At 58.9% G+C, this 19,471-nt stretch carries 19 protein-coding genes; 16 read left to right on the plus strand and 3 right to left on the minus strand.

The genetic code is table 11. The features are described 5' to 3' along the window. Window positions 1–5 precede the first annotated feature (5 nt). From alr to groL, 10 genes are all read left to right on the plus strand, one after another. Window positions 6–1,100: an alanine racemase gene (gene alr, locus ACXZ66_RS03045; protein WP_458750403.1), complete on the plus strand. Its 1,095-nt coding sequence runs from the start codon at window positions 6–8 to the stop codon at window positions 1,098–1,100. A 7-nt stretch (window positions 1,101–1,107) separates the two neighbouring features. Beyond that, window positions 1,108–1,608 carry a tRNA (adenosine(37)-N6)-threonylcarbamoyltransferase complex ATPase subunit type 1 TsaE gene (gene tsaE, locus ACXZ66_RS03050; protein ID WP_458750405.1) on the plus strand — a complete coding sequence of 167 codons (501 nt, stop codon included), beginning with the start codon at window positions 1,108–1,110 and terminating at the stop codon, window positions 1,606–1,608. After that, a complete protein-coding gene (locus ACXZ66_RS03055; protein ID WP_458750406.1) occupies window positions 1,592–2,323 on the plus strand; it encodes a class I SAM-dependent methyltransferase in 732 nt (243 codons plus the stop codon). The genes tsaE and ACXZ66_RS03055 overlap by 17 nt, the downstream gene beginning before the upstream one ends. Before the next feature lie 25 nt (window positions 2,324–2,348). After that, window positions 2,349–3,944, plus strand: a complete 1,596-nt coding sequence (locus ACXZ66_RS03060; RefSeq protein WP_458750408.1) for an aspartate:alanine exchanger family transporter — start codon at window positions 2,349–2,351, stop codon at window positions 3,942–3,944. 20 nt (window positions 3,945–3,964) lie between these two features. Continuing rightward, window positions 3,965–4,468, plus strand: a complete 504-nt coding sequence (locus ACXZ66_RS03065) for a hypothetical protein (RefSeq protein ID WP_458750409.1) — start codon at window positions 3,965–3,967, stop codon at window positions 4,466–4,468. Next, window positions 4,468–5,124, plus strand: coding sequence for a tRNA (adenosine(37)-N6)-threonylcarbamoyltransferase complex dimerization subunit type 1 TsaB (gene tsaB / locus ACXZ66_RS03070; RefSeq protein WP_458750411.1), 657 nt, complete (start codon window positions 4,468–4,470; stop codon window positions 5,122–5,124). Before ACXZ66_RS03065 ends, tsaB begins: the two co-directional genes overlap by 1 nt. Continuing rightward, window positions 5,121–5,609, plus strand: a complete 489-nt coding sequence (rimI, locus tag ACXZ66_RS03075) for a ribosomal protein S18-alanine N-acetyltransferase (RefSeq protein WP_458750412.1) — start codon at window positions 5,121–5,123, stop codon at window positions 5,607–5,609. Before tsaB ends, rimI begins: the two co-directional genes overlap by 4 nt. Before the next feature lie 3 nt (window positions 5,610–5,612). Further along, window positions 5,613–6,671, plus strand: coding sequence for a tRNA (adenosine(37)-N6)-threonylcarbamoyltransferase complex transferase subunit TsaD (gene tsaD / locus ACXZ66_RS03080; RefSeq protein ID WP_458750413.1), 1,059 nt, complete (start codon window positions 5,613–5,615; stop codon window positions 6,669–6,671). Between the two features lie 194 nt (window positions 6,672–6,865). After that, the gene (gene groES, locus ACXZ66_RS03085) at window positions 6,866–7,165 is read left to right on the plus strand and encodes a co-chaperone GroES (RefSeq protein WP_018297709.1); all 300 of its coding nucleotides are present in this window, start codon (window positions 6,866–6,868) and stop codon (window positions 7,163–7,165) included. A 19-nt stretch (window positions 7,166–7,184) separates the two neighbouring features. Further along, the gene (gene groL / locus ACXZ66_RS03090; protein WP_458750415.1) at window positions 7,185–8,804 is read left to right on the plus strand and encodes a chaperonin GroEL; all 1,620 of its coding nucleotides are present in this window, start codon (window positions 7,185–7,187) and stop codon (window positions 8,802–8,804) included. Window positions 8,805–8,917: 113 nt separating this feature from the next. On the opposite strand, the gene ACXZ66_RS03095 is transcribed toward groL, so the two are convergent. Beyond that, the gene (locus ACXZ66_RS03095; protein WP_018297707.1) at window positions 8,918–9,256 is read right to left on the minus strand and encodes a WhiB family transcriptional regulator; all 339 of its coding nucleotides are present in this window, start codon (window positions 9,254–9,256) and stop codon (window positions 8,918–8,920) included. 648 nt (window positions 9,257–9,904) lie between these two features. Here ACXZ66_RS03095 and ACXZ66_RS03100 point away from each other — a divergent pair. Together ACXZ66_RS03100 and ACXZ66_RS03105 are read left to right on the plus strand one after the other, a co-directional pair. Further along, a complete protein-coding gene (locus ACXZ66_RS03100) occupies window positions 9,905–10,501 on the plus strand; it encodes a sigma-70 family RNA polymerase sigma factor (protein WP_458750417.1) in 597 nt (198 codons plus the stop codon). Then, window positions 10,498–11,427: a hypothetical protein gene (locus ACXZ66_RS03105; protein ID WP_458750419.1), complete on the plus strand. Its 930-nt coding sequence runs from the start codon at window positions 10,498–10,500 to the stop codon at window positions 11,425–11,427. Before ACXZ66_RS03100 ends, ACXZ66_RS03105 begins: the two co-directional genes overlap by 4 nt. A 19-nt stretch (window positions 11,428–11,446) precedes the next feature. Here the strand turns inward: ACXZ66_RS03105 and ACXZ66_RS03110 are convergent, their stop codons facing one another. Beyond that, window positions 11,447–11,815, minus strand: coding sequence for a DUF5319 domain-containing protein (locus tag ACXZ66_RS03110; protein WP_458750420.1), 369 nt, complete (start codon window positions 11,813–11,815; stop codon window positions 11,447–11,449). Between the two features lie 145 nt (window positions 11,816–11,960). Between ACXZ66_RS03110 and guaB the strand changes: the two genes are divergently transcribed. The 4 genes from guaB (at window position 11,961) to guaA (ending at window position 18,235) form a co-directional block, all read left to right on the plus strand. Further along, window positions 11,961–13,484: an IMP dehydrogenase gene (gene guaB, locus ACXZ66_RS03115; protein WP_458750422.1), complete on the plus strand. Its 1,524-nt coding sequence runs from the start codon at window positions 11,961–11,963 to the stop codon at window positions 13,482–13,484. A gap of 120 nt (window positions 13,485–13,604) precedes the next feature. Further along, window positions 13,605–14,738 (plus strand): GuaB3 family IMP dehydrogenase-related protein, encoded by a 1,134-nt coding sequence (locus tag ACXZ66_RS03120; RefSeq protein WP_458750424.1) that lies wholly within the window; start codon window positions 13,605–13,607, stop codon window positions 14,736–14,738. 45 nt (window positions 14,739–14,783) lie between these two features. After that, entirely contained in the window at window positions 14,784–16,655 is a 1,872-nt protein-coding gene (locus tag ACXZ66_RS03125) for an APC family permease (protein WP_458750426.1), read from the plus strand. 23 nt (window positions 16,656–16,678) lie between these two features. Beyond that, the gene (gene guaA, locus ACXZ66_RS03130) at window positions 16,679–18,235 is read left to right on the plus strand and encodes a glutamine-hydrolyzing GMP synthase (protein ID WP_458750428.1); all 1,557 of its coding nucleotides are present in this window, start codon (window positions 16,679–16,681) and stop codon (window positions 18,233–18,235) included. Between the two features lie 106 nt (window positions 18,236–18,341). Here guaA and ACXZ66_RS03135 read toward each other — a convergent pair whose 3' ends face one another. Then, window positions 18,342–19,457 carry a PspC domain-containing protein gene (locus ACXZ66_RS03135; RefSeq protein WP_458750430.1) on the minus strand — a complete coding sequence of 372 codons (1,116 nt, stop codon included), beginning with the start codon at window positions 19,455–19,457 and terminating at the stop codon, window positions 18,342–18,344. Between the last annotated feature and the right edge of the window lie 14 nt (window positions 19,458–19,471).

The following is a 19,471-nucleotide window of genomic DNA, read 5'->3' on the forward strand; positions in this document are numbered from 1 at the left end:
GGACCATGAGTTTGCTTGTCACCCGCATTGATCTAGATGCAATCGCGCACAACACACGCACCATCAAGGCATTGGTCGAACCAGCCGCCTTGATGTGCGTGGTCAAAGCCGATGCATACAACCATGGCGTCCAGCGCGTCGTACCGGTGATGGATGCGGAAGGCGCGGACGCCTTCGGAGTGGCCACCTTGGCTGAGGCCAGGATCGTCCGCACGCTGACCGATAAGCCAGTGCTGGCATGGATCTGGGCACTTGACGACGATTTACCCGCCAACGTTGAGCTCGGCGTTCCTTCCCTGGCACACTTGCGCGTGCTTATAGCCGACCCCACGCCCCGCCGGATCCATCTCATGATGGACACGGGCATGAACCGCTCGGGCATCGACGAAGATAATTGGGCGGAAGCCTTCGAGATGGCTGCTGCGGCAAAGCATCTTGAGGTGGTGGGTTTAATGACCCATCTCGCGTGCGGCGACGAACCGGAAAGCCCGTTCAACGATCAGCAGGCGGAGAACTTTCGCAAAGCAATCGCCCAGGGCCGAGCTGCGGGCCTTGAGCTGAAAACGAACCACCTGGCCAACACCCCGGCCACCCTGACCCGCTCGGATTTGCACTTTGACATGGTGCGGCCGGGGATTGGCCTCTATGGGCTCGAACCGGTGGAAGGGCGCACCCACGGCCTGATTCCCGCCATGAATTGGGTGGCTGAGGTCACCGTGGTCAAGCCGATTTCCAAGGGTGAGGGCACAAGTTACGGCCTGACCTGGACTGCTCCCGCAGATGGGTTCACCGCAGTCGTTCCGGCAGGCTACGCCGATGGGGTCTCGCGCAATTGGCAGGACAAGATCGAGGTCACCATCAATGGGCATCGCTACCCGCAGGTGGGCCGGGTCTGCATGGATCAGATCGTGATCTGGTTGGGCGATAACCCGCACAACGTCGAGATTGGCAACGAGGCCATCATTTTCGGCGCCGGTGGCATGGACGCATCCGAGCTCGCCGAGCGCGCCGACACCATCAACTACGAGGTCGTGTGTCGCCCCAACGGGCGCACCGAGCGCACCTACGTTGGCACCGGACTTATTGCAGAAAGGATCTAGCTCGGCCATGAAAGACTCCTTCCCGTCACAAGGCCGCAAGCAGTGCGACACCCGCGAGGACACCCAACGCCTTGGCGAGGAACTCGGCGCAGCACTGGAAGCCGGCGACGTAGTAATCCTCGACGGCCCACTCGGCGCGGGCAAAACCACCCTGACCCAGGGCATTGCCAAAGGCATGCAGGTCAAAGGGCGCGTGACCAGCCCGACGTTCGTGATCGCACGAGAGCACCGCAGCACGGTCGGCGGTCCCTCACTGATCCACATGGACGCGTACCGGCTTATCGACGAGTCCGGGTCCGGCGATCCGTTGGGAGAACTCGATTCCCTTGACCTTGATACCGCGCTGGAAGATTCAGTGGTTGTTGCCGAGTGGGGTGGGGGACTAGTGGAACAACTGAGCCAGGATTTCCTGCTAGTTTCCCTCGATCGTGAGACACTTGTGCAAGAGGATCCAGATTCCGAAGGCCGGATTATTTCGTGGAGGATGCATCATGTCGCTGACATTTGATCAAGGCGGGGACTACGCCAAATTTCGCCCTACCTATCCAGGCGAACTCGCGCACAGCCTAGCCGAGCAAACGGAGAGCCACGGCTTCGCCCTCGACATCGGCTGCGGCACCGGTCAGCTCACCGAGTCTCTCACCACTGAGTACGACCTCACCGTGGGTACCGATATTTCACTTCCGCAGGTTAAGGCGGCTACCGGTGAGGCCATTTATGCGGTCGCCGATGCCGTTGCGCTACCCATCACTGATCACTCCGCCGACCTGATCACCGTGGCGCAAGCAGCGCACTGGATCGACTTGGACGGGTTCTATGCCGAGGCACGCCGCGTCGCAGCCCCAGGCGCATTGATCGCCCTGGTCAGTTACGGCCTGTGCATGATCGACGATGCGGAAGCCGACCGCGCCTATCAGGAGTTCTACTTCGGAGATTTCCACCAGTTCTGGGACGAGCGCCGCGTGCACGTGGAAACCGGCATGAAGCATCTGCCGTTCCCCTTCGAGAAGGTGGAAATTACCAGCCCTGACATCGTGCGCACCATGAGCGTGCAGGACTTCATGGCCTACTTGGGCACCTGGTCCGCCACAGCGAATGCGCGCCGGGACGGCCACGAGCACCTCTTCGACGATTTTGCAGAAACCCTGGAATTGGTGTGGGGCACTCGCCAACTCACGGTGCGCTGGCCGGTGTCAATTGTGGCTGGACACATCGGAAACTAAATAGGGAACTAGGCAGGGAACGAACATGCTGGATTACTTAGCCACAAACCCACTACTCGCCCTAGCCATCATGTTGGCGCTGGGCCTGGCTATTGGAAAAATCCAGGTGTTCGGCGTTTCCCTGGGCGCAGCAGCCGTACTGTTTGTGGCACTCGGCCTGGCAACGGCTAATCCCGATATCCAGATCCCGTCGTTGGTCTACCAACTTGGTCTGGCCATGTTCGTCTATGTCATCGGTTTGTCCTCGGGGCCAGTATTTTTCCGCGAATTCAAAAATCGCGGTTGGAAACTGACCGTTTTCATGCTGGTGATGATTGTCGTACTCGTAGGCCTGGGGTGGGCCTTTATTAAAGGCCTCGACCTGGATCCGGCCATGGGTGCGGGCATGTTTGCTGGTGCCCTGAGCTCCACCCCCGGTATGGCAGCCGTGGTGGAAATGGTTAGTCCCGACCAAGCCCAAGCACCGGTGGTGGGCTACTCGCTGGCCTACCCTGGTGCGGTCATCGGGCCAATCCTCGTGGCCGCGATTGGTGCCGCGGTGCTGAAAGTCAATCACAAGAAAGACGCCGAAGATGAGGGACTCATCACCGCTCCCTTGAAGTGGACAGGCGTGGAGATCCGCGAAGGCATTACAGGAACGATCGGGCAGCTGCGAGAGATCACCGGCGAAGAAATCTTGGCCACCCGCATCACCAACGACCCCGATGACCATAAACTAGCCGACCAAGACGCACCCTTGCAGCCGGGGATGATCTTGCTCATTCACGGCACCGCGGAGGCGCTTGAGTCTGCAATTGCCCAGCTCGGGGAAGAACGCGAAATCAAGATTGAAGATACCGATCTGATTTACCGTGAATACACAGTCTCCAATCCTGAGGTCGCGGGCCATCAAATTCGCGACCTCGACCCGGCCTCAAAAGGCTTCCTTATTGCCAGGGTGCGCAGAGCCGACTCCTCGATTGTGCCCACTGCAGGCACCGTGTTGAACTATTCGGACCGCGTCCGCGTGGTCACCGCACCGGGGCGCGTGGACAAGGTGCGCGATTACATCGGGGATTCGGAAAAGTCGCTCGGCAACGTCGATCTTTTTCCCTTCGCCTTGGGGCTGACGATAGGTCTTCTTATCGGAGCCATCCCGATTCCGCTGCCAGGGGGCACCACGCTCACTTTGGGCTTCGGTGGTGGCCCGATCGTCGCGGGCTTGATTCTCGGTGCGGTCAACCGCACGGGCCCGATCCACTGGCAATTACCCTTCCACGCGAACCGGACGATTTCTACGCTCGGGCTTGCGCTGTTCCTGGCGGGTGTTGGTACCTCTGCGGGTGCGGGTTTCCGCACCGCCTTGACCGATCCTGCGTCGTTGACATACATGGGCGTGGGCCTCGTCATCACGCTCTTTTCTGCTCTTGTCATTGGCTTTGTGGGGATGTGGCTGTTCAAGCTGAAGTGGGATGAGGCGATGGGTGTTGCCGCAGGCATGACAACGAACCCGGCGGTAATTAGTTACCTGAATACACAAACGCGCACCGACCTTGCTGAGCGAGGCTATGCCACTGTTTATCCGACAACAATGATCGGAAAAATTGTGGCCAGCCAGGTCTTGTTCTTGCTAGTTGTCTAAGTGGTTGTAGGATCGGGATCATGAATCTCAACAGCAAAGACAAAGGTTGGCTCGGCATCGTTATCGCCGTCTGGGTCATCATCCTGGCGGTATTGATCTTCATCGTGCCAAAGGGGAACGCGGGCGCGTCAGGGCAAAGCTCCCTGAGCAAGGCCTTGAGCGAAATCACCCCGGCCACCGGACCAGCCTTGATGGCCGATGCTGAGATTAACCCTTCCTATGTCTACGGCGATTCCTACCAGGGTATTTTGACCCTGTGCCACAACGAGCCTGAAGAACTGCAGCAGATCAAGATGGAGCTTGCTGGCCAGCAGCTCGATCTGAGCGGTGAGTACGACTACGTCATGCTTCTGCCAGTGGATCAGTCTGCTGAGATCGCCATTGATCAGGTCTCCACCGGCCAGGTCAAGCTGTGCCCAGAAATCCAGGGTCAGGCCGCCGCCATGCAGCAGGCCATCCCAATGAACACCCCGCTGCCGTTCTACAAGGACGGTAACGTCTGGGCCCTGGGGTACCGCCTCTAATGTGGGTTCTTGCCCTCGATACAGCTACACCAGACCTTGTCACAGGCCTAGTCAATACCGAAACAGGTCAAAGCATCGATGAGGTAGTGCCTGAGACGCGTAATCACAACGCGATTTTGGTACCCACCGTACAAAAGCTGCTCGAACGCGGCGGGCTCACCTTCGCCGCCCTAGGCGCCATCGTTGTCGGTTCCGGCCCCGGCCCCTTCACCGGGTTGCGCGTGGGCATGTCCACGGCCAGCGCATTCGGCCAGGCCCTGGGGATTCCGGTTCATGGTGTTGTCACGCATGATGCTGTTGCATCGCTTATCGACGAGCCACGGGTCCTCGTGGTTACCGATGCGCGTCGTCGCGAAGTGTATTGGGCAGCCTACAACCAGGGCGAGCGCGTGGCGGGTCCCGATGTGATCGCTCCAGCCTCGCTCACTCTTGACCATGACGTAGATGCCATTAGCGTGCCGGATCACCTCCGCGACGCGCTTGCCGTGAAGGCTGAAAAGGTCAGCTATGTTGCGCCCACCGCGGCAGCGTTGGTTACTGTTGCCGACTTAGAGGCCGCACCGGAGCCACTGGTGCCACACTATCTGCGCAGGCCGGATGCGAAAGTGCCAGCGCAAAAGCCGAAGTCACCCGCAATTCCTGAGGTTCAATTGTGAAACTACGCACGCTGACTCGCACGGACGCGGATCGCGTCGCCGAAATCGAGGCCATCCTGTTTGCGGAGGATAATCCCTGGTCGCGCGAGATTTTCCTGGTTGAGTTTGCGGCACCGCACACGTTTTACGTGGGCGTCTTCGACTCGGATGAGGAAGAGGACAGCGAAGACGACGAGCTGATGGGCTACGCCGGTCTTGCCATGCTCGGGCCGCGCGACGACCCTGAGTTCGAGGTGCACACCGTGGGCGTTGATCCGCAGTACCAGCGCCGCGGAATCGGCAGGTACCTGATGGAACAGCTCACGCACGTGGCCGATCAATACGACGGACAGATGTTCCTGGAAGTTCGCACCGACAATGTCGCTGCCATCGCTCTCTATGAGAAATTTGATTTTAAGCAGATTGGGCTGCGCAAGAACTACTATTCGCCCTCCGGGGCGGATGCGTACACAATGAAGCGCCCCAGCCTGAGTGAAAGGACATAAACGGTGATCGTTTTAGGCATTGAATCTTCCTGCGACGAGACCGGTGTTGGAGTTATTCAGCTTCACAACGACGGCGCCATGGAGATCCTCGCTGATTCCGTCGCCTCCTCCATGCAAGAGCACGCGCGCTTTGGTGGCGTGGTTCCCGAGATCGCCTCGCGCGCGCACCTCGAGGCGATGCCCCAGGTGATGGCCGATGCGCTGGCACAGGCTGGTATCGACAAACCCGATGCTGTCGCCGCGACGGTGGGCCCAGGCCTTGCCGGCCCTTTGCTGGTCGGCGCATCGGCTGCGAAGGCCTACGCCGCTGCGTGGGGAGTGCCGTTCTACGGCGTCAACCACCTCGGCGGGCACGTGGCAGTAGCCAACCTCGACGGGGCAGAAGAGCTTCCTCATTCCATCGCGCTGTTGGTCTCCGGCGGGCACACACAGTTGCTGGAAGTTGAGGCGGTGGGCAAGCCCATGAAGGAGCTCGGCTCCACGCTCGACGACGCGGCAGGCGAGGCCTATGACAAGGTCTCTCGCCTTTTGGGGTTGGGCTATCCGGGTGGTCCGATCGTCGATAAGCTAGCACAACGTGGAAACCCGAAGGCGATCGCCTTCCCGCGTGGCCTCAACCGCCCGCAGGATCTGCGCGGCGAACACCGCCACGACTTTTCCTTCTCGGGGCTGAAAACATCCGTGGCGCGTTATGTCGAGCGCGCTGAGCGTGAGGGCGAAGTCATCTCACTTGAGGATGTCTGTGCTTCCTTCCAAGAAGCCGTCGCCGACGTTTTGACGCAAAAGGCGATCCGCGCGTGCCAGGACACCGGCGCGACAACGCTGCTCCTTGGTGGCGGTGTTGCGGCCAATTCCAGGTTGCGTTCATTGGCCGGGGAGCGTTGCGACGAGGCGGGGATCGAGCTGCGGGTGCCTCGGTTTAATCTCTGCACCGATAATGGCGTGATGATTGCCGCACTCGGTGCGCAACTGATTCACGAGGGCGCACCGGAGTCCGGATATGGTGTGGGAACCGACACGTCTTTGGAAGCTGAAGTGCCTTTGGTGCTTGAGGGGCGTTAATTCTTAGCTCTCTGAGCTGGGCTTTCGTGAAAATTCGCTCATTTGTTTCACTTCATGTTGAGACTTAGCACTCTCATGGGTAGAGTGCTAAATAGGTTGTTTGACACACAGTTGTTCACCCGCGACGACGGCTGTGCAGGAATAAACCAACCAGCACAAGAACAAAACTGATATCTCACGAAAGGTTTCACAACGTGGCAAACGTAAACATCAAGCCATTGGAAGACAAGGTTCTGGTTCAGATCGTGGAGGCGGAGACCACCACCGCATCCGGTCTGGTTATCCCTGACTCGGCAAAGGAGAAGCCACAAGAGGCTACCGTCATTGCTGTGGGTCCTGGTCGCACCGATGACAAGGGCAACAAGATTGCCGTTGACGTCAAGGAAGGCGACACCGTTATCTTCTCCAAGTACGGCGGCACCGAGCTGAAGTACAACGGCGAAGAGTACCTGCTGCTCTCCGCACGCGACCTGCTCGCAATCGTCGAGAAGTAGTCGGGGGTCTTTTTAACCCATGGCAAAACTTATTGCATTTGATCAGGAAGCCCGCGAGGGCATCCAGCGTGGTGTAGATACCCTCGCTGATGCGGTCAAGGTAACTCTGGGCCCGAAGGGGCGCAACGTCGTCCTCTCCAAGTCCTTCGGTGGTCCGACCGTGACTAACGATGGCGTGACCATCGCACGCGAAATCGATGTCGAAGATCCATTCGAGAACCTCGGCGCACAGCTGGTGAAGTCGGTTGCTGTGAAGACCAACGACATCGCTGGTGATGGCACCACCACCGCAACCCTGCTGGCGCAGGCGCTGGTGAAGGAAGGCCTGCGCAACGTTGCTGCCGGCGCGAACCCAATCGAGCTGAACAAGGGCATCTCCGCTGCTAGCGAAAAGGTCGTCGAAGAGCTGCGTGCTCGCGCAACCGATGTCTCCTCCTCCGAAGAGATCGCCAACGTAGCTACCGTTTCCTCCCGCGACTCGGTCGTCGGTGAGATGGTGGCAGGTGCAATGGACAAGGTGGGCAAGGACGGCGTTTTGACCGTTGAAGAGTCCCAGTCCATTGACTCCTACGTTGACGTCACCGAGGGTATCTCCTTTGATAAGGGCTACCTCTCTCCTTATTTCGTGACTGACTCTGAAACAAGCCACGCAGTCCTGGAGAACCCATATGTTCTCTTGGTCCGTAACAAGATTTCCTCTTTGCCAGACTTCCTGCCACTGCTGGAAAAGATTGTTGCTACCAACAGGCCAGTGCTGATCATCGCCGAAGACGTCGACGGTGAACCACTGCAGACCCTGGTTGTGAACTCGATCCGCAAGGCCATCAAGGTTGTTGCAGTGAAGGCTCCATACTTCGGTGATCGTCGTAAGGCGTTCATGGATGACCTGGCTGTAGTTACCAACGCGACCGTGGTCGATCCTGAGGTTGGCATCAACCTCAAGGACGCTGACCTGGACGTCCTCGGTTCCGCACGCCGCGTCAACGTGACCAAGGACGATACCGTCATCGTTGATGGTGCTGGTACCGCTGAGGCTGTCGAGGCTCGTCGTGAGCAGATTCGCCGCGAAATCGAGAACACCGATTCCACCTGGGACAAGGAAAAGGCAGAAGAGCGCCTGGCAAAGCTGTCCGGTGGCGTCGCGGTCATCCGCGTCGGTGCTGCAACCGAGACCGAGGTCAACGAGCGTAAGCTGCGCGTCGAAGACGCTATCAACTCTGCACGTGCCGCATCGCAGGAAGGCATCATCGCCGGCGGTGGTTCCGCACTGGTTCAGATCTCCGAGATTTTGAAGGAGTACGCGGACGAGTTCGAAGACGACCAGAAGGTCGGCGTCCTGGCGGTCTCCCGTGCGCTGGTGAAGCCTGCGTACTGGATCGCAGACAACGCAGGAATTGACGGCGCTGTTGTTGTCTCCAAGATTGCCGAGCGCCCCAACGGTGAAGGCTTCAACGCTGCCACCATGGAGTACGGCAACTTGATCGAGCAGGGCATCATTGACCCAGTTAAGGTCACCGCATCGGCTGTTGTGAACGCAACCTCTGTTGCTCGGATGATCCTGACCACTGAGGCATCTGTTGTAGAAAAGCCTGCTGAGCCTGCGGCTCCTGCAGCCGGTGTCCACGGACACCATCACTAGAATCCACTAAGAGTGGGTTTTAAGAGGCGGGCCTGAGCGGGCTCGCCTCAACGCTTCTGTGATTGCTCCCGTGTTTGTCAGCGCAATGCTGCAAAACACGGGAGTTTTTCTTTTTACTTCGCGCGCGCTGCGACGGTAGGAACCGCCGGTGCACCCTTCGCGCGAACCTTGCGTGGCTGGCGTGCGCGCAGCAGGTTTTGGCGCTCAGATTCGCTCATGCCACCCCAGATGCCATAAGGCTCAGCGACCTTGAGAGCGTGCTCGCGACACTGCTCAAGAACAGGGCAGGTGTAGCAAATGGACTTTGCGCGGTTCTCGCGCTGAGCGCGTGCGCGTCCGCGCTCGCCGTCTGGATGGTAGAAAACATCCGATGCCTGGCCACGGCAGGACCCGTGCAACTGCCAATCCCAGAAGTCGGCGTTTGGTCCTGGAAGCTGCTGCGGCTGAGACATGGTGGTATTCCCCTTTAAATGAGCACCGTTAAAGCGTTGTACGCGGGTGGTGGACACGGATGTTGATGTGGGCCTTAGGTACTGCAGTGAGCTCACGAGTGTGTTCGCGCTGCGACCCGTGTTGAAGTGTGGTATTTCATGGTTAACAATTGGTTGAATTTTTGTTGCCGGAAGTTTGATAAGGGGTTCCCTAAGCTTGAAAAGCGCTCTTGACCTGCGTGAATATCTCAGGTTAAAGGTGGGTGAACTTTTGGAAATTGCTGGAAAACCCCTCTCAACTGCCTTGTAAAGCGGTCTGCAAATTTTGTTATAGGGGGCTGTGGCAACCCGAGTTGGCACCGGTTGTGTCGCTTTCCGCTAACAATTTGACAACGAGCACCGCTGATTGGGCAGTTCCTACGCAATTCACAGATTTGCGTCATCTCTCGAGCGGGATTTTTTGTCTAGTTCTTCTGCTGGTTTTGCGGCGGGGGAAATTGCGGAAAATGCCTCGAGAGCTGGGAAGATTATGCGGAAGGGGAGCTTCCTTTGTGGTGCAGATAAGGCTTTGTCGAGGCCACAGGGTATGATAAGAACTCGATTTGACTGATTGATTCGTTATATCAATGACCTGAAACAATCATTTCCAGCACCTGTTCATTTCCGAAGATGCAAAGTAGGACTATCGTGTCAGACTCAACCGCCGACGAACGGCTCGCAGAGCTCGTTCCATTGGCCGCCGAAGGTGACCGGCGTGCATTGCAGGAAGTAATTCGTATCGTTTACCCGAAAGTGCTGCGCTATACCCGTGCCAGGATTGGCGGTGGACGTACTCCCACGGCGGAGGACACAGCTCAGGAAATCTGTCTCGCGGTGTCGCAGTCAATCGGGAAGTATGTTGATCGAGGAAAGCCCTTTATGGCTTTCGTGTACGGCATTGCATTCAACAAGGTTGCAGATGCGCATCGAAGCATGTCGCGGGACAAATCTAACCCCACCGAAGAGGTCCCGGATGGGGAATACACGGGGACCACTCCGGAGGAGTCCGCGCTTGTTCAAGATGGAAGTAACAGAGTGAGGGAGTTGCTCGATTCACTAAGTGAGAAGGCCCGCGACATTATTATTCTGAGAGTATTCGTGGGTCTGTCTGCAGAAGAAACTGCGGATGCAGTAGGAAGTACGGCTGGGGCAGTGCGAGTAGCACAGCACCGGGCACTTGCTTCATTACGGCAGTCCTTAGAGCAAGAGAAAGAGTCAAACAAATGACTAAGCGGCGCAATGAGAATGCGAATAGCGACATCTCCGATCAGCTCAAACCGTTGATCGACGATGACGCATTCTTGACGTCCTTGTCGCGCGGGGTGGACCCCTCCGACGGCGAGGACGAATTGGCGCAGCTTCTGTTAGAGCTGCGCAAGGATATCAACGGGCAGATGCCACCTGCACCGGTGATAGAAGGTGCTGAGGAATCCTCTGGGGAAGTAGCCGAGGCAGATTCCGAGGAAGGCGCCGAGGCTGCTCCAGAAAATCGCTCTGAGCGGGGTGGCGCCACTGTCGTGCCAATTGGTTCTGCGTCGAATACTCGCCGAGTGAATCCATGGCTGGCTGGATTTGTTGGCGCAGCAGCGTCGGCAGTAGTTGTTGTTGGTTCCGGTGCTGCGCTCTATAACGCCACCCCGGGTTCCGCACTGTGGCCTGTGTCCTCCGCAATTTACGGTGACCGTACGGCCGTGGTGGAACTCGCGGGCACTTTGGAGGAAATGCAAACCGCTACAGACCAGGGTGATGAACCTCGTGCGCGCGAGTTGTTAAACCAGGCGCGCACCATCGTTGGGGGTATGCAAGAAGTCGCCGACCCGGCAGCGGCTGAACCTCGGACAACTCAGTCCAAGGGGTCGGGTACTTCCGAGACTGTAACGGTCACCGTGACTGAAACGCCACGAAATCCTGCTTCGTCATCGTCGAATGGAACCGCTCCGGCTGTAAATGAACCTTCGGTAGCTACCGTGACCGAGACCGTGGCCCCAGCGCCAGGTACCCCAGCAACTGTGACGCAGACGCAGACCCAAACTCAGGTGCAAACGGTATATGTCGAAGCGCCAGTGCGGGAAAACCCACTGCCAAGTACGTCGGCACCGGTTGAAGTGCCACCGCAGACTCCGGCAGCTCCAGTAGCACCCCAGCAGTACTAACAAGCAGAACTAGCTAGTACTAGCGGGACTCCAACCCGTCGAGGTAGCCCAAGGCGTAGTCCCACGGGACGTACGCGTTGGGGTCCGGCTCCACGCTGGGCTCGTGTACGGGAGGGATCTGGTTACCCAGTGTGGCCACCATGTTGGTTTCCATGATCTCCCAGTCGTAGTAATGCATCTGGTCGCAGTCTTCGCATAAGAAGTAGATTCCCAGAATGCCGCGTGGCTTGAGTACTTGCTGGAATTCGCGCACGTGCCGCAGATCCTCGAGGACTGCGGCGCGTTCATCGTCGCTAAGCGGCTCGATGTGCTCTTCCTCCAAGAACGAGGCCGGATCATTAGGATCGTCGGCAAACGGATCGCGGGGCATCATGGAGTCATAGTTCACACTGGTCACCCTATTGTTTGAAGTGCCATAGGGCAATTTGCCAGCGCACAAGTCGACTTGCATGCGGGCTAGGAAACTTAGGGGGATAGGCACTAAGGTAAGGGCAAGCGAATTGTAGGTGTCTGTGATAGGAGAGCGTAAAGATATGACTGAACCACACGTGTTTACCGGTGGAGATGACCCAACCAAGATTGCATTGCGTGGGCTGACCTTTGATGATGTTCTTCTTTTGCCAGCAGAATCGCACATTGTGCCGGGCGAAGTGAACACCTCTGCGCAACTGACTCGCAAGATCCGCCTGGGCATTCCAGTGGCATCGGCTGCGATGGATACTGTCACCGAGGCACGCATGGCCATCGGCATGGCTCGCCAGGGAGGCATTGGCGTGCTGCACCGCAACCTTTCTGCGGAAGAGCAGGCCGAGCAAGTAGATATTGTGAAGCGTTCCGAGTCCGGCATGGTCACCAACCCAGTTACCGCGCGCCCAGACATGACCATCGAGGAAGTCGATGCATTGTGCGCGCGGTTCCGCATTTCTGGCCTGCCTGTCATCGACGATGAGGGCAAGCTGGTTGGCATTATCACCAACCGTGACATGCGCTTCGAATCGAACTTTGAGCGCAAGGTCTCCGAGGTCATGACCCAGATGCCACTCGTTGTGGCCAACGAGGGCGTGTCCAAGGAAGAAGCACTCGAGCTGCTGAGCACCAACAAGGTGGAGAAGCTGCCGATTATTGATAATGAAGGCAAGCTCACCGGTCTGATCACGGTGAAGGACTTTGTCAAGTCCGAGGCTTACCCGAACGCTTCCAAGGATGACGCGGGTCGCCTCCTTGTCGCAGCAGGCATTGGTACCGGCGAAGATTCTTACTCCCGTGCAGGCCTGTTGGTCGATGCAGGCGTGGACGCGCTCGTGGTTGACTCCGCTCACGCACACAACAACCGCGTCCTGGAAATGGTCGCGCGTGTGAAGAAGGACTTCGGCGCAAACGTCGAGGTCATCGGTGGCAACCTGGCTACCCGTGAGGCATCCCAGGCCATGATCGATGCGGGCGCAGATGCCATCAAGGTCGGTATCGGCCCAGGCTCGATCTGTACCACCCGCGTTGTTGCAGGTGTGGGTGCTCCTCAGATCACCGCGATCCTGGAGGCTTCCGTTCCCGCTCGTGCAGCAGGCGTGCCAATCATCGCCGATGGTGGCATGCAGCACTCCGGCGACATTGCTAAGGCCATCGCGGCTGGCGCATCTACCGTCATGCTCGGTTCGATGCTTGCAGGTACCGCCGAGGCTCCAGGCGACATCGTCGTTGTGGGCGGCAAGCAGTACAAGCGTTACCGCGGCATGGGTTCCATGGGCGCGATGCAGGGCCGTGGCCTCTCCGGCGAGAAGCGCTCCTACTCCAAGGACCGTTACTTCCAGGCTGATGTGACCAGCGAGGACAAGCTGGTTCCAGAAGGCATCGAAGGCCGCGTTCCTTACCGCGGCACGATTGATGCCATCACCCACCAGATCGTTGGTGGCCTGCGCGCTGCAATGGGCTACACCGGTTCTTCGTCCATCGAGGAGCTGCAGACCAAGCAGTTCGTCCAGATCACCACCGCTGGTCTGCGTGAATCGCACCCACACGACATCACCCAGACCGTCGAGGCACCGAACTACCACAGCTAGTTTTTCGCTTCACGACGATTACCAGCCCCCTTCTCGCGCATTCCGCGCAGGAGGGGGTTTCGGTGTTTTGTTTGAGGCCTATCCCACCTGCAGGTGAAGCGGGGCCGTAGAATAGGGCCCATGCGTGATTACGTAGAAATCGGAATTGGGCGCGAAGCCCGCTCAACCTACCACCTCAGCGATATCTCTATCGTGCCTACCCGCCGGACCCGCTCGTCCAAGGACGTGGACACCACCTGGCACATTGACGCCTATACGTTCGATATCCCCGTGGTTGCTCACCCCACCGACGCGGTGGTCAGCCCTGAGTTTGCCATTGAAATGGACAAGCAGGGTGGCTTGGCAGTGCTCAACGCCGAGGGCGTGTACGGCCGCCACGCTGATGCCGATTCCGCAATTGCCAAGATCGCCGAAGCAGTCAAGAAGGGTGACCAGGCTGCAACCCGCGCGCTGCAGGAACTGCACCAGGCACCTATCGATCCTGATCTGCTTACCGAGCGCATCACCCAGATCCGCGAGTCCGGGGCAACTGTTGCCGTGCGTGTGAGCCCACAGTACGCCCGCGAAATCGCACCAGTGGTGATCAAGGCGGGCGCCGAGCTGCTCTTTATTCAAGGCACGATGATTTCCGCCGAGCACGTCCAGGAAGGCGGGGAACCGCTGAACCTGAAGGAGTTCATTGGGTCCTTGGAGATCCCCGTCGTTGCCGGTGGCGTCTCCGACTACACTACTGCGCTGCACCTGATGCGCTCCGGCGCTGCAGGCATCATCGTTGGTTCGGGCGATACCACCTCGGAAGCCGCCCTCGGTATTGGCACCCCAATGGCGACGGCGATTGCCGATGCGTCTGCCGCGCGCCGGGAATACCTGGACGAAACCGGTGGGCGTTACGTTCACATCATCGCCGACGGTGAAATTGCCCTGTCCGGCGATATCGCCCGCGCTATCGCTTGTGGCGCCGACGCCGTCATGCTGGGTGCTCCACTGGCACGTGCCACGGAGGCTGCGGGCAAGGGATTGTACTGGCAGTCCTCGGCAGCACACCCACAGTTCCCTCGCGGTTACGTTGAAATGACCGAGAACTTTGATGCCGACAATGAAGAAAATACGGCATCGCTCGAGCAGATACTCCACGGCCCGTCCTCTGATCCTTTGGGCATGTACAACCTGGTAGGAGGCCTGCGTCGCTCAATGGCCAAGTGCGGATACACCGATGTGAAGCGCTTCCAGAAAGTGCAACTTTCGCTGAACTAGCGGGGCGTATTGTGCGATGGGGCGCATAGGCGTATTTTTCCTTATGTGGCTATTAGAGTAGGCAAGCCCTACCGACAAGTCCGCCGAGATAACTTCACTACGCGGCCCGCTAAAGAGCGGGATTACCCCTGGTGGAAAGTGATGTGCCTTTCTGGCGTTGATTACTTTTCCACCCTTGGCTATCAGCCAAGTATCGCAATTATCGCAGTGGGAGCGTTGGCACCGCCCGCTACGCTGGTTCTCGTTTTGGTGACCTTGTTCTGCGCGGTTCCTGTCTACCGCATGGTTGCTCGGCATTCGCCAAACGGATTGGGATCGATTGCCCTTATCGAGCGCCTGACTCACGGCTGGAGCGGCAAACTGATCGTCCTTGTGCTGTTGGGATTCGCGGCCACTGACTTCATGATCACCATCACGCTTTCTGCGGCTGACGCTTCGGCGCACATCCTGCACACCACGGAATCCTCGTGGCAGCTTCCCCTGACCATCGGCCTGATTGTCTTGCTGGCCTTGGTGTTTATGAAGGGCTTCAAGGAAGCGGTCTCGGTGGCCGTGGTCTTGGTCACCACCTATCTGTCGCTGACTTTGGTTGTGCTCGGCGTTGGAATCTATCAGCTGTTCAAAAATCCAGAACTGGTAAGCAACTGGGCAAACGCGCTGGCACATTCACACGCGAGCCCGTGGGCCATTGTGCTGATCTCGCTGCTCGTGTTTCCGAAGTTGGCACTGGGTCTGTCCGGGTTTGAAACCGGTGTCTCCGTGATGCCACTGATCCGCGCCAAAGATACCGAGGAGCGGATCCACGGTGCACACAAATTGCTCACCACGTCTGCACTGATCATGTCCGTTTTCCTCATCTTGTCCTCCTTCGTGTCGGTGGCCTTGATCCCGGCAACCGAATTCCAGACAGGTGGCGCTGCCGAAGGCCGCGCGCTTGCGTGGGTGGCACACAATTATCTCGGCAGTGGCTTTGGTGCGGTCTACGACATTTCCACCGTGGCCATCTTGTGGTTCGCGGGTGCATCCGCCATGAGTGGTCTGCTCGCCTTGATCCCGAAGTACCTGCCACGCTATGGCATGGCACCTAGGTGGGCGCAACGCTCCCGCCCGATGGTTGGGGTTCTTGCGGCGGCGGCAATCGTCGTCACGCTCGTGTTCCAAGCAAGCGTGACGCAACAGGCCGGGGCGTACGCGACGGGCGTCTTGGTGGTGATCACCTCGGGTGCGATCGCTGTAACGCTGTACTCGCGGGGCAAGGCACGGGCATACTTCGCAGTGGCTTCCGCGATCTTTGTGGCGACGACGGCGGCGAATATTATCGAGCGCCCCGATGGCATCCGCGTCGCAGCCTTCTTCATTGTTTGCATTTTGGTGTTCTCCTTCATCTCGCGAATGTGGAGGGCCTATGAGCTGCGCGACGTTGGTGTTGTCTGGGATGAGAAGGCCGAGGCGATCCTGCAGGCGCACACCACAGGAAGCCGGCTGAATATCATCCCATTCGCTCCCTACCAGGGCGAAGGAAACGAAGCAGATGACCTAAGTGCGAAGGATCGTGAGATCCGAGTGAACAACAATCTCGACGACGAATCCGTGATCTACCTGGAAATCAAGCTCCGCGACCCATCGGCCTTCTCCGGGAAACTCTATGTGCGAGGGTGTACCGACGAGGATGGGCACGCAATCTTGTCGGTTGAAGCCTCCTCGGTGGCAAACTCGCTGGCTGTAATCGCGATCCATATTGCCCGGAGCTTCGATGTCGTGCCGACCCTCTACTTTGATTGGGCGCCTGGCAGCCCACTGTTGCAGACGCTGCGTTACGTCTTTATTGGTAAGGGGCAGGTGGCTACGGAGACACGCGAGATTCTGCGCCGCGCCATACCCGATGAGACGAAACGACCTAGAATTCACGTGGGCTAGGGGCGTGCACTAGACTTTGGGGCGTGAATACACCTAATCCTCGCCCCGTGCTCGTCGTCGATTTCGGCGCACAGTACGCTCAGCTGATTGCTCGCCGTGTGCGTGAGGCCCGAATCTATTCCGAGGTCATCCCGCACACTGCCACTGCAGAAGAAATCAAGGCAAAAAATCCCACCGCTTTGGTTCTCTCTGGTGGTCCATCGTCGGTATATGAGGATGGTGCACCGAAACTAGACCCAGAAATTCTTGAGCTTGGCCTGCCAGTCTTCGGCATTTGCTACGGCTTTCAGTCCATGACGGCAGCCCTCGGCGGTACCGTGGAAAAGACGGGTGCCCGCGAGTACGGCCGTACTCCGCTGACTGTCAAGGGTGGCGTGCTCCACGCTGGCCTGGAGAGCGAGCACTCGGTGTGGATGAGCCACGGCGATTCGGTTACGGAGGCACCAGAAGGCTTCACCGTCACCGCAACTTCGCCTGGTGCGCCGGTGGCTGCGTTCGAGAACGTGGACAAGAAGATGGCCGGTGTGCAGTACCACCCAGAGGTCATGCACTCCCCACACGGCCAGGAAGTGCTTACCCGCTTCCTCACCGAGATCGCTGGCCTTGAGCAGGATTGGACTCCGGCCAATATCGCCGAGCAGCTCATCGAGCAGGTCCGCGAGCAGATCGGTCCTGAGGGCAAGGCCATCTGTGGTCTGTCCGGTGGCGTGGATTCCGCAGTGGCCGCTGCCATCGTGCAGCGCGCCATCGGTGACCGCCTGACCTGTGTATTCGTTGATCATGGCCTGCTGCGCCAAGGCGAGCGCGAGCAGGTAGAAAACGATTACGTGGCTGCTACCGACGTTCGCCTGGTCACCATGGACGAGCGCGAAAACTTCCTGAACAAGCTCGCCGGTGTCACCGACCCAGAAGAAAAGCGCAAGGCTATCGGCGCCGAGTTCATCCGTGCCTTCGAGCGCGCCGTTGCTGGTGTGCTCGAAGGAGAGCAGGTGGATTACCTGGTGCAGGGCACCTTGTACCCAGACGTAGTTGAGTCCGGCGGCGGCACTGGTACCGCGAACATCAAGAGCCACCACAACGTGGGCGGCCTGCCCGACGATGTCGAGTTCGAGCTCGTCGAGCCACTACGCCTGCTGTTCAAGGACGAGGTCCGCGCCGTTGGCCGCGAGCTCGGCCTGCCTGAGGTAATCGTGAACCGCCAGCCATTCCCTGGTCCTGGCCTGGGTATCCGCATTATCGGCGAGGTCACCGGCGAGCGCCTCGAGGTGCTGCGCAAGGCGGATGCCATCGCCCGCGAGGAGCTGACAGCGGCTGGCCTGGACAACACCATCTGGCAGTGCCCAGTCGTGCTTTTGGCAGACGTGCGCTCCGTGGGCGTCCAGGGCGACGGCCGGACCTACGGCCACCCGATCGTGTTGCGCCCTGTGGCCTCCGAGGATGCCATGACCGCGGATTGGGTCCGCGTTCCTTATGACACGTTGGAGACCATCTCTACTCGCATCACCAACGAAGTCGACGAGGTCAACCGCGTGGTGTTGGACATTACCTCCAAGCCACCGGCAACCATTGAGTGGGAGTAAATCGTCGTAAAGCCGCTTTACAACGATGAAGCGCGCCGGGCAGCAGGGGTCTTTCGATCCTTGCTGCCCGGCGCGTTTTTGTGCCTAGAGGAGATTAGTCCGGAGATTAGTTGCGCACCAGGATGTCTCCGAGGCTGTTATCGATGCGCACAGTGAGCGTGCCGCCTGCCGCATCCGGGTTGACCATTCCGGGGCACGAGGCGGTGCCCACGCTGGTGGTGCATTCAAATTGAGTGCGGACTTCTTTCGGCGGGGTGATGGAGGTTTCGCCGAGGCTGTTTTGGATGGTGATCGTGTGATCGGCATCCAGCGGTGGCAAGTCCGCCATGTCCACCGTCAGCTGGCCGAGGCTGTGATTAATGTTGACCAAGTCTGCCTCGCTGGACATGGTGACCATGCGGTCGCCGGTGGTATCGCCGACCTCGACGTTGCTGATGATGCCGAAGCCTGCGGCCGACAGGATCAGAATCACAGCGGTGGTGGTACCGATGATCCAGGCCCAACCGTTCCTGCGCTTCTTCGGAGCTTCCGGCTCCGGCTGCGCTGGCTCGGGCAGATCCCACAGCTCAGGTACGGTGCCCAGCGGGTCCCAGGCAGGAGGCGTGGTGCGCCCGACCTCGGGGTGAGGGTAGCCGTCCACGGGCTTCAGGGTAGAGAAGTCAGGGGTGAAGCTTTGCGACGATTGCCCTTCCCCCGGGGCGCCCTTGCTTGCGGCCTCTTCTGGTTGGTGATGAGGCTGCTCCGGCGGGTCAGCCAACAGCCCTTCCGGTGCTTCCGGAGTGCGCTGATGCAGGAAGTAGATCATTGCGGCGAAGGCGACGATGGTGAGAAGCCCGGTCAGCGAACTCGAGTTAGCGCTGGATCCGCCGAGCAGGCCGATGGACATAATGGAGATGAAGACGATGAGGACCCAGCCAGTTTGGCGTTCCTCCTTTTCAGTAGGGTTGAGGGTGTCTTTTTGGGCAGAGACTGCGTCCCAAGGCGATGTGGTCATGCCGTAGCGCGGCATTACCAGCATCAAAATCAGGTAGACCAGTAGGCTGCCACCCCACATGAAGAAGGTGACAACGAACAGGATGCGCAGCAGGGTAGGGTCGATGCGGTAGCGGGCTCCAAGACCTTCACAGACGCCGCCAAGGTAAGCGTTTCCGCCTTGCTTCTTGGGAATGCGGGGTGGTCGGGTGGCCCAGATGTCTTTGAGGGTGTCGTTGAAGGTGCTCATGCTTTAAGTTTGGC

It is taken from the genome of Corynebacterium sp. S7, assembly GCF_054401105.1.